The organism is Streptomyces sp. NPDC048825 (assembly GCF_043198355.1).
GTDB classification, from domain to species: Bacteria; Actinomycetota; Actinomycetes; order Streptomycetales; family Streptomycetaceae; genus Streptomyces; species Streptomyces xiangluensis.
The window spans coordinates 341,457-354,924 of sequence record NZ_JBICUR010000007.1 but is presented as its reverse complement, the minus strand read 5'-3'; the positions used below and the strand labels follow the sequence as shown (position 1 = coordinate 354,924).

The following is a 13,468-nucleotide window of genomic DNA, read 5'->3' as shown; positions in this document are numbered from 1 at the left end:
CTCCCAGATGTCCGGAACACGTTCTGCGGGAACCGTTGACCAGAAAGCGCTTACCCCTTACGGTCCGTTCAGAACAGTGACCCGGTATCAGGTATCTCGTATATGAGATAGCGACGCCATGGTCCGTACCACCTGCGGAACCGCACGCTCCAGAGCCCTATGCGCCCCGCATCGGGTGTGCCTCTGTCTGCGTGTGCGATCAGATCAGTGAACTACAGCCATATACATGATTCTCGGGTTCTCCTGAAGGGACGCACCCGCATGCGTACTCGTCCCCCACGTACACGAGCGCACAGATCCACCCTGGCCGCGGCAGCCGCAGCCACCCTCGCGACCGTCACCGTGTTCGTCCTTCCCCAGCCGGCCGGTGCCGCCGAGAGCGCCCCCATCGGCTTCGGTGCCGGGACCACCGGTGGCGGCAGCGCCACACCGGTGACCGTGTCGACCCTGGCCGCCTTCAAGACGGCCGTCACGGGCGGATCGGCGAAGGTGGTCCGGGTCAACGGCCTGATCTCGCTGAGCGGTCAGGTCGACATCGGCTCCAACACCACGGTGCTGGGCGTCGGTTCGGCGTCCGGATTCACCGGCGGCGGGCTGCGGATCAAGGAGGCGACCAACGTCGTCGTCCGGAACCTCAACATCAGCAAGCCGCTCAAGCCGTCGGACGGGATCACCGTCCAGGAGTCGACGAAGGTGTGGATCGACCACAACTCCTTCTCGGCGGACCGCGATCACGACAAGGACTACTACGACGGGCTGCTGGACATCAACCACGGCTCCGACCATGTGACGGTGTCCTGGAACACCTTCAAGGACCACTTCAAGGGCTCACTGGTCGGCCACAGCGACAACAACGCCTCTGAGGACACGGGCCACTTGAAGGTGACGTACCACCACAACCAGTTCAGCAACGTCTACTCGCGCATCCCCAGCCTGCGCTTCGGCACCGGGCACTTCTACAACAACTACGTGGCCGGAGCCGACACCGCCTGCCACTCGCGCATGGGCGCCCAGATGCTCGTCGAGAACAACGTCTTCCGCTCGACGAAGATCGCGGTCACCACGAACCGCAGCAGCGACGTCGACGGATACGCCAACCTGCGCGGCAACGACCTCGGAGGAGCCGCCACCGAGGTCTCGCGGGTCGGCAGCTTCACCAATCCGCCCTACAGCTACACCGCCGAGCCCGCCTCGTCCGTCGTCGCCTCGGTGACGTCCGGCGCGGGCACCGGAAAGATCTGATCACCCCCCAACTGGAAGAAGGCATCGGGACATGACTTCACCAGCAAAGCCCCGCGCCCGTCGGCGCGCACTGACCAGCGGACTGGCCACGCTCGGCCTCTCTGCTGTCATGATCATGACACTCGGCGCGCCCCCGGCGAGCGCCGCCAACTGGCCGACCCCCAACGGCAGCCAGGGAACCTCCTCCACCATCTCCGTGTCCGGCACCAAGGACTACGGGATGAAGAAGTTCTACGGCACCGGGGACCTGGCCGGTGACGGCCAGGAGGAGGGCCAGGACCCGATCTTCAAGCTCGCGAACGGCGCGACGCTGAAGAACGTCATCATCGGCGCGCCCGGCGCCGACGGCATCCACTGCGAGGGCAACTGCACCCTGCAGAACGTGTGGTGGGAGGACGTCGGCGAGGACGCCGCGACCTTCCGTGGCGGCTCCACCTACAACGTGATCGGTGGTGGCGCCAAGAAGGCCGCGGACAAGGTCTTCCAGCACAACGGGCCCGGCACGGTGAACATCTCCAACTTCGCGGTCAGCGAGTTCAAGACGCTGTACCGCTCGTGCGGCGACTGCTCCACGCAGCACACGCGCAAGGTCAACCTCAGCAACATCGAGGTGACCGGCACCGGATCCACCGCGCGCCTGGTCGGCATCAACGTCAACCGCAATGACGTGGCGACGCTGCGGGGCATCACGATCCTCAACGACGCCGGCCGCAAGGTCATCCCCTGCCAGAAGTACAACAACAACACCGCCGTCGGAACGGGCCCCGACAGCACGAACTGCAAGTACAGCAACTCGGACATCACCTACAGGTAGGTCCCACCCGCAGGTGGTCCTCCCACGGTGAAGGCGGCGGTCCGAAGCGTCCCCGCACGGCGCTTCGGACGGCCGCTCCGGCGTGTGCGGGTCAGGAGATACGCACGCGCGCGGTCCCGGAACGCCCCCGTACGTGCCAGAATCGCACCGTGGATCGGGGGGTCCTCGAGAGAGACCACGAGCTGGAGCGACTGGCCGCCGCCGCGCGGGACGCGGCGGACGGAGCCGGTTCGGTGGCGCTCGTCTTCGGAGAGGCCGGTATCGGCAAGTCGTCCCTGGTGAAGGCCATGCCGTGCGTGCTGCCCACCGAGGCGCGGATCCTGGTGGGGGAGTGCGACGACCTCGCGACCCGGCGGCCCCTGGGCCCCTTCCGCGACCTGGTCGGAAGCGTCGGTACGGAGCTGGCGCGGGCGCTCACACAGGGCGGCGACCGGCACCTGGTGTACGACACCCTGCGCGCGGAGCTGACCGCGGCCCCACATCCCGCGGTCCTCGTCGTCGAGGATGTGCACTGGGCCGACGAGGCCTCGCTCGACGTGCTGCGGTTCCTCGTGCACCGGGTGGAACGGCTCCCGGCCGTCCTGGTGCTGACGTACCGGGACGACGAACTGGACCGCGCCCACCCGCTGCGCCATCTCCTCGGCCAGGTGTCCAGAGCCGAGCGAGTGCACCGCCTCCCGCTGTCCCGGCTCTCCGTCCAGGCCGTACACCGGCTCAGCGCGGCCAGCCGGCTGGACCCGGCGGAGGTGTACGCGGTGACATCCGGCAACCCCTTCTTCGTCGCCGAGGTGCTGGCCGCCGGCGGCACGGGTGGCGTACCGCCGACCGTGGTCGACGCCGTACTGGCCCGGCTGCGCGGCCTCGACGACCGCACCCGGGACGCACTGGAGCAGCTCGCCGTGGTGCCCTCCGCGGTCGAGCGCCCGCTGGTCGACGCGCTGCTCACGGACGGCGTGGCAGAACTGGCGGCTGCCGAGCGGCGCGGAATGCTGACGGTGACCCCCGAACGGGCAGGTTTCCGCCATGAGTTGATCCGCCGTGCCATCGCCGACTCGCTGCCGGCCGCGCGCCGCATCGAACTCAACCGGGCCGTGCTCGCCGCACTCGTCGCATCCCCCGGCTCCGACCCCTCCCGTGTCGTCCACCACGCGGCGGAAGCGGGCGACCAGGAGGCGATCGTGCGCTACGGGCCCGACGCGGCACGCGACGCCGCCGAGGCGGGAGCGCACCGGGAAGCAGCGGCCCACTTGCGGCTCGTACTGCGGCAGCGTGACCGTTTCGGCACGGCCGAACTGGCAGGCCTGCTGGAGCGGTACGCCGTCGAGAGCTACACCATCGCGGACTCCGCGGCGGCCGTCGGCGCCGAGCGGGACGCGGTCGCGCTGCGCCGGTCCCTCGGCGACACCCGTGCGCTCGGCGCCGACCTGCGCTGGCTGTCCCGGATCCACTGGTGGGCCGGCGACGCCGACGAGGCGCAGCGAGCCGCGCGGGAGGCCATCGCCGTAGGTGAGGACGCGGGCGACGACCGGCTGCTCGCCCTCGCCCTCAGCAACACCTCGCAGCTGCACATGCTCTCCGACCGCCACATCGAGGCCATCGACTACGGTGAACGCGCCATCGCCCTGGCCCACCGCACCGACGACCCGGCGATCCTCGCGCACGCCCTCAACAACGTGGGCTCCGCACGCTGGCGGTCCGGCGACCCCCTCGGCCGCGCCCAGGTGGAGGAGAGCCTGAAGGTGGCGCTGGCGGCGGGTGAGATCGACCACGCCTGCCGCTCGTACGCCAACCTCATCTGGTCCCTTCTCGAAAACCTCCAGTACGCCGAGGCCGACCGCTTCCTGGGCCCGGCCATGGAACTGGCGGACCGGGCCGAACACCTGGGCTTCCTCAGCTACTTCCACGTCGAGCTGGCGCTGCGCCGGTTCGCGGCCGGAGCCTGGGACGACGCCGAGCAGCACGCCGAACTCGGCGCCCATGACTTCGTACCCGCCCGCTGCCCCGCGCTCACCGTGCTCGCGCGGGTGCGTGTCCGGCGCGGCAGGAGCGGCGCCGGCGAACCGCTGGACCAGGCCCGGGAGATCGCCGTGCATACCCGTGAGCTCCAGCGCATCGGACCGGTCGCGGCAGCCCTGGCCGAGGCCGCCTGGCTGCGTGGTGATCGGCCCGCAGTGGTGGACGCCGCCGGTGAAGCCTTCGAGCAGGCGCGGGGACTGGCCGCCGTACCGTACCGGGCAGAGCTCGGATACTGGCTCACCAAGGCCGGACATCCCATCCCGCCGGACGGCTCGGATCATCCGTACGCCCTCCAGAGCGCCGGCCGATGGCGAGAGGCGGCGCGGGCCTGGCTGGCGGCCGGATGCCCGTACGAACACGCCGCCGCGCTCGCCGAGAGCGCGGACCCCGAGGACAAGCTGGCCGCACTCTCCGCCCTGGACGCCCTTGGCGCGCAGCCGCTCGCCCGTCTGATCCGCGGCGAGCTGCGCCGGATCGGCGTACGGCACATCCCGCGCGGTCCGCTCGCCGTGACCCGAGACAATCCCGCCGGTCTCACCGAGCGCCAGCTCCAGGTGATGCGGTTGCTCGCCCAGGGGCTCACCAACCACGAGATCGCCGAGCGGCTCGTGCTGTCGGTCCGTACTGTCGACAACCATGTCTCCGCCGTGCTGGACAAACTGGGGGCCCGCACCCGGCGCGAGGTATCGGTCCAGGCCACGGAACTGGGCCTGCTGCCCGGCGCCGAGACGTAGGTAGCCGTGGCCGCCGACCTGGGTGGCGGTCACGGATATCCGCGCCCCGGGCATCGGACTAGAACATGCGGATCGGGCCCGTCGAAGGGCCCCGGACCGAACGGGGGACACGCATGTCCATGACTCCGGCACAAGCAGCCCGTCATGAACTCACCAGATTCGCAGGCCAGTTGGTAGGACCGGACGACTCCGGCTACGACGAGGCCCGCGCCGTCTACAACGCGATGATCGACCGGCGGCCCGCCCTCGTGGCGCGCTGCGGCGATGCCAAGGACGTCGCCCACGCCGTCGGCTTCGCCCGAGACCACGGCCTGCCGCTCGCGGTGCGCGGCGGCGGGCACCATGGAGCGGGCCTGGGGACCTGCGACGACGGTGTGGTCGTCGATCTGTCCCCGATCAAGAACATCGAGGTCGACCCGAGGGCCCGCACCGTCCGCGTCGGCGGAGGCTGCGTCTGGGGCGAGGTGGACCGCGCCACCCACGAGCACGGCCTGGCCACCCCGAGCGGCATCAACTCCACGACCGGCGTCGGCGGTCTCACCCTGGGCGGCGGCCTCGGCCACCTCAGCCGTAAGTGCGGGCTGACCATCGACAATCTCCTGGAGGCCGAACTCGTCCTGGCCGACGGCGCGCACGTGCGCGCGAGCGCGGACGAGAACACCGACCTGTACTGGGCGATCCGCGGCGGCGGCGGGAACTTCGGCGTCGTCACCTCGTTCCTGTTCCGCCTGCACGAGGTGAGCACGGTCGTCGCCGGGCCCACCTTCTGGCCCGTCGAACTCGGCGCCGAAGTCCTCAGCGCCTACCGGGACTTCATCCCGCACGCACCCCGCGACCTCAACGCCTTCTTCCTCTTCGGCTCCGTCCCACCGGCCCCGCCGTTCCCCGAGGAACTGCACCTGCGGAAGATCGCCGGCGTCGTCTGGTACTACGCGGGCGAGGACACGGACGCGGCGGCACGGGTCATGGCACCGTTGCTCGACGCACTGCCCACGCCCCTGCTGCACGCCCCCGCGCCTATGCCGCACCCCGCGATCCAGTCCGCGTTCGACGGCCTCTACCCGCCAGGCGACCAGTGGTACTGGCGCGCGGACTTCGTCAACGACATCCCCGGCGACGCGATCGGCCTGCACGCCAAGTTCGGCGCCGAACTGCCGACCTGGAAGTCGACGATGCACCTGTACCCCATCGACGGCGCCGTCCATGACCTCGCAGCGACGGACACCGCCTGGAGCTACCGCGACGCACGCTGGGCGTCCGTCTACGCGGGCGTGGACTCCGACCCGGCCAATGCCGAGGGCATCAAACAATGGACCGTCGACTACTTCGACTCCCTGCACCCGTTCTCAGCGGGCGGCGCTTACGTCAACATGATGATGGACGAAGGCCAGGAACGCGTACGCGCGAGCTACCGCGACAACTACGCCCGCCTGGCCCGCGTGAAGGCCGACCGTGATCCGGGGAACCTGTTCCGGCTCAACCAGAACATCCAGCCGGCCGCAGGCTCCTGATCAACTGATCGGTGTGGCGGCGTCACGGCTTGCGGGCCACGCCGCCGTAGACGTCCGTGGGCTCGGGCGACGTCCCGGGCTCCGGGCGCCACAGGGGGCACGACACGATGCCGGGCTTGAGCAGTTCAAGTCCCTCGTAGTACGCGGCGAGTTGCTCGGGGCTGCGCAGCACGTACGGAATGGCGCCCGTGTCGTCGTAGCCCTGCTGGGCCTCCTTGAGCGCCGTGTCGGTGTCCGTGCTGTCGTAGTGCACGAAGTAACTGCCCGACGGGAGCGCGGCCTGGAGGCGGCTGACGATCGACTTGGCCTCCTCGTAGTCGTGGATGTGGCCGAGGATGCCCATGAGCATCAGCGCGACGGGCTTGGTGAAGTCCAGGATCTCGCCCGCCTGGGCGATGATCTTCTCGGGCTCGAGCAGATCCGCGTCGATGTAGTTGGTGACGCCCTCGGGGGTGCTGGTCAGCAGGGCTTGGGCGTGCCGGAGCACCAACGGGTCGTTGTCCACGTAGACGATGCGGGACTCGGGCGCGATGCGCTGGGCGACCTGGTGGGTGTTGTCGTACGAGGGCAGGCCCGTGCCGATGTCCAGGAACTGGCGGATGCCGAGCTCACCGGCCACGAAGGTCACCGTGCGGATCAGATAGTCACGAGAGGCGCGGGCCATGGTCTCGATGTTCGGTGCGGTCTCGCGGTAGGCGTCGCCCGCCACCCGGTCGACCTCGTAGTTGTCCTTCCCACCCATCCAGTAGTTCCAGATCCGGGCCGAATGCGGCACCGTTGTGTCGATCTTGGACAGAGCGTCCTGGTCGGGGTGGGACTGGGCTTCTGCCATCAGAGTTCTCCTGCCGTGCGTCACGGGTCTGTGCTCAACCTACCGTCAACTTCCGTGTGTATCGCCCCAGTTGAAAAGGGGACGAGGCAGGCGCACGGATCGGAGGGCCGAGGCCGCCGACGTCCACGGTGACGACGGGGACGTGCCGGGCGAGGGTGCGGAAGGCCCGCTCGTACGCACGGATCTCGTCGGCGCCTTCCATGTCCTCCTGTTTTTGAGACACCGTCTGGTCCTGAGGTGCCGTCAGATGCACGAGGGCGCCGTCACGTTCGGCGACCGCCTCGGCGAAGTCGAGGGCCTGGATCCAGGTCACCCGGGAGTGTCCCCGGCGCAGTGGACCGTAGACGAGTTCGTGGATGATGCTGCCGTCGACGGCCAACAGGCCTGGCGCGGCGAGGAGTTCATGGTACGGGCGGCACGGGTCCACGTGGTGCAACTGTTCCCGTGCGCGTCTGATGAGGAACCCGTGGCTGGCGAGTTCGGTGAGCAGACCGCTCCTGCCGATGCCGTCAGGGCCTTCGACGACCAGCGTTCGGCACCGAGCGACGGCCTGATGGAGCGTGTGCATACCACTCCCTCCGGACGACTGACTTCCGGATGGAGCGTGTGCATACCACTCCCTCCGGACGACTGACTTCCTCAGTGTGACCGGACGACCCGCACGAGGGGAGTCCGCGTGCGGGTTTTCCCGTGGTGCCTCAGGCGACCAGGAAGTCCGCCTTGCCGGACTTCGCGCCCTCCAGGAACGTCAGCATCTCGTCCCGGGTGTAGATCAGCGCGGGACCCTCCGGGTCCGTGGACTGGCGGACGGCGACGCTGCCGTCGGGCAGCCGCTTGGCCTCGACGCAGCTCCCGCCGTTCGTACCGCTCCAGGGCTTGTGCCAGCCCTCGGTGCCCAGGTCGGTGGCCGGCATGCCGCTGTAGATGGGGCCCTTGGCGTTCATTCGTCCAACTCCTTGCGCAATTTACCCAGGATGGCCCTGGTTCGAGCGACCGGTTCCGCCTGCACGGACATCCGGTCCATTACTTCGAGATACGTGACGACGTCGGCGGGCTGATCGACATAGACCGCGCCGGCGAGGCTTTCGGTGTAGACGACGTCGGGAAGCTCGGAGAATCCGAAACGGAAGTAGTGGAACGGGCCGTACGCGCCGGGATGTGCTCCTGTGGCGAGGCTGATGACCTGGATCCGGACCTTCGGCAGGTCCAACGCCTCGTCCAGCCGGTCGATCTGAGCCTGCATCACCTCGCGTCCGCCCACCGGGCGGCGCAGCACGCTCTCTTCCAGGACAGCCCAGATGGCGGGGGATTCCGGCTTGGCGAGCAGGTCCTGGCGCTTGAGGCGCAGCGTGACCCGGCGCTCTATGTCCTCCTTCGACTCGTTGGGAAACCCCACCCGCATCAGTGCGGTGGCGTAGTCGTGGGTCTGCAACAGGCCCGGGACGTAGTGGGGTTCGTAGAGACGGATGACGCTGGCTTCGCTCTCCAGGCTCACGTAGGCGCTGAACCACTCGGGCAGTACGTCGCGGTACTTGTACCACCAGCCGGGCTGGTTGGCCTCCCTGGCCAAGGCGAGGAAGTCGTCGATCTCCGACGCCGGAACCCCGTAGGTGCGCAGCAACTCCTTTACGTACGGGATTCGAAGGCCGACCTCGGCCTTCTCGATCCGCCGGACCGTCAGAGGGGTCACCTCGATGGCCCGTGCCGCATCCTCGAACGACACCCCGGCCTGCTCCCGCAGTTGCCGAAGCCGCTTACCGAGAACCATGCGCAGGACTGTCGGCGCGTTGCCGCCAGAGCGGTTGTCGCTCACGTCAACCCTCCCGGAACGGCCGTCACAGCGAGCAGTGTGCCACGTAGCCGCTGACAGAGACAGGCTGATGCGAATAGTTCTGAAATTATCAGAACGCGTGTTGCGGGCTGCATGTGCAGGCCGTCATAGTGATCGTGTGACCTGTCGCACAGTCAGCGGCGAAGGCGGTCAACCGTGCCCGATCGCACGGGAGTTGATCGCGAGGCAGGTACGGGGATGCCGCGCACCGTGATGCGAGACCGGGATGGCCACCGTGACCGAGGGACAAACAAGGAGTCCGGCCAAGGGCCCCGCCGGGGCCCACGAGGTGCTGGCCGCCGCCGTGAGGGAGGCCGGCCGTTCGAACGCGTCACTCTCGCTCCGGACCGATGAACCGGGCCGCCGGGCACGGCCCGGTGAGTTCGTTCCGGTCCTGGTCGGCGGACCTCCCGGCCTCCTGCGTACCGTGGTCCCCGCCCAGCCGTCACGTGCCTCTGCGGTGCGCCGCGCCGTCGCCGCACACCTCACCTCCCTCCCCTTGACGCCGGAGCAACTCGACAACGCCGTCCTCGCGACGGGCGAGCTGTTCGCCAACGCCGTCAGACACGGGAGTACCGATTCCGGCGACACCATCACCGTCACCGTCGAGCGCACCGGCCACGACGTACGCGTGACGGTCGCCGACCGCTCGCCGGCCCTGCCACAGCTGCGTGCGACGGACACGGCGGAGGAGTCCGGACGCGGACTCGCCCTCGTGGCCGCACTGTCCGAGGACTGGGGCATCGCAGGGCCCGCCCCCGGCACCACGGGCAAGAGCGTGTGGTTCACGCTGACGCTTCGGGAGCCCTCATGAACGGCATCGGTGCCTCAAGGCACTCGACCCAGGATGCGCCACACGACGCGCAACACGAGGAACACACCGCCCTGGCGCACGACGTGCCCCAGGACCCGGGCACGACCGTGCTTCCCGCGCTGGCCTCCGCCCTCGCCCGCGAGCTCGTGCGCAGGGCGGAGGAGGAACAACTGCTCATGCGGCAGGCACAGCGCAATCGCACGCCGGGCCTGCGCCGCCGCATCCTCGACTGCCGCAAGGACAACGCCGAGGCGCTCAAGGCGATCGTCCGCCGGCACGCCTGGCCGACCGCCGACCTGGTGGGCGCGGAGGCGTCGACGGCGGCCCTGATGATTCTGCTGCACGCCCCGGATCTCGACTTCCAGCTCAGCTGCCGCGACCTGATCGCCCAGGCCACGGCGGACGGCCGCTGCCCTGCCCTGCATCACGCCTACATCGCCGACCACTGCGCCGTCGAACTGGGCCAGCCGCAGTACTACGGCACGCGCATCGACCCGGCGACGTTCCGCCCGTACCCGACCCGCTGCCCCGACACCCTCGACGAACGCCGTCGCGACGTCGGTCTGGCCCCGCTGGAAGAACAGATGCGGATGCTGCGTCACGGGTCATGAGCCGGGATGGGGCGGCGGCCCCTTTCCGCATCGCTACCGTCCGAGCCGTCAGCCGGACGTGATCGTCCCGGGCTCGATCAGACCTTCGCGGTAGGCGAGAGCCACGGCTTCGGTGCGGCCGGTGGCGCCCAGCTTGGCGAGGATGTTGGAGACATGGACGCTCGCCGTCTTGCCGCTGATGAACAGCTCCTCGCCGATCTGGCGGTTGGTGCGGCCCCGGGCGAGGAGCCGCAGAACGTCGTTCTCGCGCGAGGTCAGCACCGGGGCGCCACCTGCCGCGGGTGAGATGTCCGCGAGGCGGGCCCGGCGGATCAGTTGGTCCACGCTGTCGCGGAGCGGCACCGCACCGAGCCGTACGGCCGTGTCGCGCACCTCACGTGCGTGCTCGGCCGCCTCCTCGCGGCGCTCCGCCGTCACCAAGGCCTCCGTCAGGCGGAGTTGGCAGCGAGCCTGCTCATAGACGTCCCCGTAGCCGAACGCGGCGACGGCCTTCTCGCAGGCTGCGACATCGGGCCCGCTGGTGGCGCGCGCCCATTCCGCCTCCGCGCGGGCCTGCCATGCCAGTCCCTCGGGGCCCTGCGGTCCGCCGTCCTGACCCTTGGCGGCCGTGACCCGGGCCAGCTCCACCAGCTCCGTGGCCGTGTCCGTCCAGCGGAGAGCCCCCGCTTCGTCGCCGGTCAGCCGTGACTCCACGGCCGCGTCCGCGACGGCGGACAGCGTGAGGGCCGCGAGCCGTACGGCGACATCGGGGTGCTCCACAACGGACTCGTCGGTCAGTGCCTCGAGCGCCGTACGCATCTGCTCGACGGCCGCCTCGGGTTCGCCCCGCAGGGCCGCGGCGTCGGTGAGCACGATGCCCGCGACGAGGGTGGCCATCCAGTCGAACGGTCCGTCGAGGAGGGCGCGGGCCCGCTCGACTGCCGTGTGATCGCCGCGGGCCAGAGCCACGTACAGCGCGGGACCGATCGCGAACGCGCCTGCCGCGGGCAGCCGTTCGGCGTCGGCGGCCGCTGCCTGAACGCATTCGTCCCAGCGGCCGAGGGTGTACAGGACCATGGAGTGCAGGAAGCGCATCTCCAGGGGATACGGCGAGGAAAGCAGCCCGGCGTGGTCCGCGCGCTCCAGGCCGTCGGAGAGCCAGCTGAGGCACTCGTCCAGGGCGCCGGCCTCGTATGAGCCGATGGCGAGATTGAACAGCGCGCGTATTTCGATGGGGACGTTGCCGGCGCGACGGGCCAGTTCGCGGGCCTCCCGCAGCCGGGCCCGGCCTTCCGGGGTACGGCGGTTGTGCGCTTCGAGACCGATCAGGGAGATCAGCAGATCGGCCCGGGCGTCGCCCACGTCGAGTAGCTCGGCGACGCGCAGGGCCTGCAGGGCGACGCGGCGGGCGGTCTCGTCCTCGCCCACATATCTCGCCGCCATGACGTGGGTGGCCGCGGCCCACACCCACGTACGCGACGGAGGCTCCGCGGAGATCATGGCGAGCGCCTCACTGCTGTAGGTGAATGCCGCTGTCAGGCTGTCGACCTGCATCAGATTGCCCGCGAGGGTGTACCGGACGCGCGCGGCCAGTTCGGAGTCCGTGTCCGAGCCGACTCGGGCGAGCGCGGCACGGGTGAGCGCGACCGCCCGGTGGGTCTCGCCGGCGTGGGCGGCCGCGGCCGAGGCACGCAGGGTGAGCGTCACCGTGTCGGGGACGCCGTCCGGCAGAGCGGAACGGGGCACCGCCGACCACAGGTCGAGGACGGCTTCGAGGTGGCGGAGTTCCTCGGCGGGTGCGCCGATCCGCGCGGCGTGGTCGGCGGCCTCGAGTGAGGCCGCGAGGGCGTCCGCCAGGTCGTGGCTCTCGCGGGAGTGGTGGGCGCGCTCGGCCGCGCTTTCGGCCTTGTGGCCCCGCCCGGCGAGCAGCCGGGCGAACGCTCGGTGCAGCCGCACCCGCTCGCCCGGCAGCAGATCGGCGTAGACGGCTTCACGGATGAGGGCGTGCCGGAAGGAGTACGTGTCCTCCTCGCCGGGGACGAGGAGCTGTCGGCCGACGGCCTCGCGCAGCGCCGACTCCAGCTCCTGCTCGGGCAGGCCGACGGCGTCGTGCAGCAGCTCGTGCTCGACGCGGCGCCCGGCGACGGCCGCCGTGCGCAGTACCTGCTGGGCGGTGGCGGACAGCTGCTCGAAACGGATGAGGAGGACATCGGCGAGGCCACTGGGTACGGCGGACGCCGGAGTGGATCCGCCGGGCACGGTGTCGGCGGTGGCGGCGAGCAGTTCCTCCGCGTAGAAGGCGTTGCCCTCGGCGCGCTCGACGATACGGCGGACGGTGGCCTCCGGCAGCGGAGCGGGCCGCTGGGCGCGTACCAGCCGGGCCACCTCGGCGTCGGGCATCGGCCGCAGCTCGAGGCGGTCGACGGCGGGCAGCCGCACCAGCTCGGCCAGCAGGGGGCGCAGCGGGTGGCGGCGGTGCAGATCGTCGGCCCGGTACGACGCGAAGAGCGCCAGGCGGTGGGTGGGGGTGCCGCCCGCAGGCCGCTGGAGGATGCCCCGGCTGAGCAGGAAGCGCAGCAGGTCGCGGGAGGACTGGTCGGCCCAGTGCAGGTCCTCCAGCACCAGAAGCAGGGCCGTGACCTCGGAGAGGCCGGCCAGCAGAGCGGCCATGTCCTCGAACAGCTGCAGTCGGCCGCCCGCGTCCCGTACGGCACCGCCGCCGTCGCCGAGCAGCCGGCCGACCACGGGATGCTTCGCGAGGGTGGCGGAGAACCGGTCGTCGGCGGCGAGCACGCCGAGGACCTCGGTGAACGGCAGATACGGCAGGCCGACGTCACCAAGGTCGACGCAGTGCCCGGTGAGGACGGTCATGTCCGTCTCCACGGCGTGCCCGGCGGCCTCGGCCAGCAGGCGCGTCTTGCCCACACCGGCGTCCCCGGCCACCAGCACAGCACGCGCCTCGCCTGCCCGGGCATGGTCCAACACCCGGTTCAGCCGGGTGAGTTCGTCCTCGCGGCCGATGAACGGCGTGGTGAATGCGGTGGTCGGCACGGAACCATCCTGGCACGCACCTCTGACACTTCA

The 13,468-nt window shown here is 70.2% G+C and carries 11 protein-coding genes; 6 read left to right on the top strand and 5 right to left on the bottom strand.

Annotated elements, in window-relative coordinates:
* Positions 1 to 261: 261 nt before the first annotated feature.
* The 4 genes from ACGFNK_RS20045 (at position 262) to ACGFNK_RS20030 (ending at position 6,317) form a co-directional block, all read left to right on the top strand.
* Positions 262 to 1,242 carry a polysaccharide lyase family 1 protein gene (locus tag ACGFNK_RS20045; protein ID WP_393417578.1) on the top strand — a complete coding sequence of 327 codons (981 nt, stop codon included), beginning with the start codon at positions 262 to 264 and terminating at the stop codon, positions 1,240 to 1,242.
* Positions 1,243 to 1,273: 31 nt separating this feature from the next.
* Positions 1,274 to 2,056, top strand: coding sequence for a pectate lyase (locus ACGFNK_RS20040; protein WP_393417576.1), 783 nt, complete (start codon positions 1,274 to 1,276; stop codon positions 2,054 to 2,056).
* A gap of 149 nt (positions 2,057 to 2,205) precedes the next feature.
* Positions 2,206 to 4,806, top strand: coding sequence for an ATP-binding protein (locus ACGFNK_RS20035; protein WP_393417574.1), 2,601 nt, complete (start codon positions 2,206 to 2,208; stop codon positions 4,804 to 4,806).
* 113 nt (positions 4,807 to 4,919) lie between these two features.
* The gene (locus tag ACGFNK_RS20030; RefSeq protein WP_393417572.1) at positions 4,920 to 6,317 is read left to right on the top strand and encodes an FAD-binding oxidoreductase; all 1,398 of its coding nucleotides are present in this window, start codon (positions 4,920 to 4,922) and stop codon (positions 6,315 to 6,317) included.
* Between the two features lie 22 nt (positions 6,318 to 6,339).
* Here the strand turns inward: ACGFNK_RS20030 and ACGFNK_RS20025 are convergent, their stop codons facing one another.
* The 4 genes from ACGFNK_RS20025 to ACGFNK_RS20010 all read right to left on the bottom strand — a co-directional run bounded on the left by ACGFNK_RS20025 (position 6,340) and on the right by ACGFNK_RS20010 (position 8,917).
* Positions 6,340 to 7,149 carry an SAM-dependent methyltransferase gene (locus tag ACGFNK_RS20025; RefSeq protein ID WP_393417570.1) on the bottom strand — a complete coding sequence of 270 codons (810 nt, stop codon included), beginning with the start codon at positions 7,147 to 7,149 and terminating at the stop codon, positions 6,340 to 6,342.
* Between the two features lie 34 nt (positions 7,150 to 7,183).
* Positions 7,184 to 7,717: a hypothetical protein gene (locus ACGFNK_RS20020; RefSeq protein ID WP_393417568.1), complete on the bottom strand. Its 534-nt coding sequence runs from the start codon at positions 7,715 to 7,717 to the stop codon at positions 7,184 to 7,186.
* A 130-nt stretch (positions 7,718 to 7,847) separates the two neighbouring features.
* Positions 7,848 to 8,093, bottom strand: a complete 246-nt coding sequence (locus ACGFNK_RS20015) for a DUF397 domain-containing protein (protein WP_386351723.1) — start codon at positions 8,091 to 8,093, stop codon at positions 7,848 to 7,850.
* Complete coding sequence (locus ACGFNK_RS20010; RefSeq protein WP_386351869.1) at positions 8,090 to 8,917, bottom strand: helix-turn-helix domain-containing protein; 828 nt, start codon at positions 8,915 to 8,917, stop codon at positions 8,090 to 8,092. Before ACGFNK_RS20010 ends, ACGFNK_RS20015 begins: the two co-directional genes overlap by 4 nt.
* A 289-nt stretch (positions 8,918 to 9,206) precedes the next feature.
* On the opposite strand from ACGFNK_RS20010, the gene ACGFNK_RS20005 reads away from it, so the two are divergent.
* Both ACGFNK_RS20005 and ACGFNK_RS20000 read left to right on the top strand, forming a co-directional pair.
* On the top strand, positions 9,207 to 9,794 hold the full coding sequence (locus tag ACGFNK_RS20005; protein WP_393417566.1) for an ATP-binding protein: 588 nt from the start codon (positions 9,207 to 9,209) through the stop codon (positions 9,792 to 9,794).
* Positions 9,791 to 10,405, top strand: coding sequence for a DUF6624 domain-containing protein (locus ACGFNK_RS20000; RefSeq protein ID WP_393417564.1), 615 nt, complete (start codon positions 9,791 to 9,793; stop codon positions 10,403 to 10,405). The genes ACGFNK_RS20005 and ACGFNK_RS20000 overlap by 4 nt, the downstream gene beginning before the upstream one ends.
* 48 nt (positions 10,406 to 10,453) lie before the next feature.
* On the opposite strand, the gene ACGFNK_RS19995 is transcribed toward ACGFNK_RS20000, so the two are convergent.
* Positions 10,454 to 13,435, bottom strand: a complete 2,982-nt coding sequence (locus ACGFNK_RS19995) for an AAA family ATPase (RefSeq protein WP_393417562.1) — start codon at positions 13,433 to 13,435, stop codon at positions 10,454 to 10,456.
* Between the last annotated feature and the right edge of the window lie 33 nt (positions 13,436 to 13,468).

Bases quoted from the DNA above. Each gene is read 5' to 3' on its own strand.
- ACGFNK_RS20000 (WP_393417564.1), top strand. From the start codon at position 9,791: ATGAACGGCATCGGTGCCTCAAGGCACTCGACCCAGGATGCGCCACAC.
- ACGFNK_RS20010 (WP_386351869.1), bottom strand. From the start codon at position 8,917: ATGGTTCTCGGTAAGCGGCTTCGGCAACTGCGGGAGCAGGCCGGGGTG.
- ACGFNK_RS20040 (WP_393417576.1), top strand. From the start codon at position 1,274: ATGACTTCACCAGCAAAGCCCCGCGCCCGTCGGCGCGCACTGACCAGC.
- ACGFNK_RS20045 (WP_393417578.1), top strand. From the start codon at position 262: ATGCGTACTCGTCCCCCACGTACACGAGCGCACAGATCCACCCTGGCC.
- ACGFNK_RS20030 (WP_393417572.1), top strand. From the start codon at position 4,920: ATGTCCATGACTCCGGCACAAGCAGCCCGTCATGAACTCACCAGATTC.
- ACGFNK_RS20025 (WP_393417570.1), bottom strand. From the start codon at position 7,149: ATGGCAGAAGCCCAGTCCCACCCCGACCAGGACGCTCTGTCCAAGATC.
- ACGFNK_RS20005 (WP_393417566.1), top strand. From the start codon at position 9,207: ATGGCCACCGTGACCGAGGGACAAACAAGGAGTCCGGCCAAGGGCCCC.
- ACGFNK_RS20015 (WP_386351723.1), bottom strand. From the start codon at position 8,093: ATGAACGCCAAGGGCCCCATCTACAGCGGCATGCCGGCCACCGACCTG.
- ACGFNK_RS20020 (WP_393417568.1), bottom strand. From the start codon at position 7,717: ATGCACACGCTCCATCAGGCCGTCGCTCGGTGCCGAACGCTGGTCGTC.